This is a genomic window from Lelliottia wanjuensis, assembly GCF_030238365.1.
Taxonomy (GTDB): Bacteria; Pseudomonadota; Gammaproteobacteria; order Enterobacterales; family Enterobacteriaceae; genus Enterobacter; species Enterobacter wanjuensis.
Genome location: NZ_JASSOT010000031.1, coordinates 1 through 633 on the forward strand (window position 1 = coordinate 1; position 633 = coordinate 633).

1 protein-coding gene and 1 pseudogene are annotated in these 633 nt (G+C 53.9%); both read left to right on the forward strand.

What is annotated here, in order from left to right; translation table 11 throughout:
* Positions 1 to 359: pseudogene (locus QQF33_RS03410) on the forward strand (hypothetical protein); the annotation flags it as partial.
* A partial coding sequence (locus QQF33_RS03415) for a hypothetical protein (protein ID WP_350319005.1) occupies positions 352 to 633 on the forward strand: 282 nt, incomplete at its 3' end. The pseudogene QQF33_RS03410 and the gene QQF33_RS03415, both read left to right, overlap by 8 nt.

A 633-nucleotide genomic window follows, 5' to 3' on the forward strand; every position in this document is an offset into this window, starting at 1 on the left:
CAGAAACAACGCTCACAAAGACACTCACCCGGGCGCTGCTCTGGGCGAAGACCAGACCCGATGAACTCAAAGGAAGCTGGATCTCCGGTCCTACATTGACCTCCGGAAGCGGCTGGAATAATGCCTGCGAGCAGAGCGGGGTGGCATTTAGTCTTTCTGAGGACAACTTCAGTATCGATCCAGTGCTGGGATACACAGGCCATGCGGCTCCATGGCTGGCTATCACGCTTGCCAATGCTGACGTTGAACAACGCGGGCCGCAGGTTATCGCCGCACAACCCGCCGCTGACAAGGACGACATCTGGGTTGCCGTCATCACCAAAGAAGAAGTTCGCAAGGAATCGCCTAAGAATGTCTAAGGTAAAAGTAAAAACACTCATCGGCTCCGTTGTGACTGTCGCCTTTTTCCTGACAGTCATCGTGGCATTTTTGTTTTATGCCTTTCCGGAAAATGTGGCCTCTGCCACCGGCTTCGGGCCGTATGATGGCCAACGGATACTCACATTCTGCGCCATACTGGTTGCCGCGATATTTTTACTCGGCTGGCTGATAGAAAAGGCTTTCGACCACGCGGGTAAATCCGGGTTGTATTTCCAGTGGGGGCAGAAAAAGGCTGAGAGTGCCGCTCCGTTG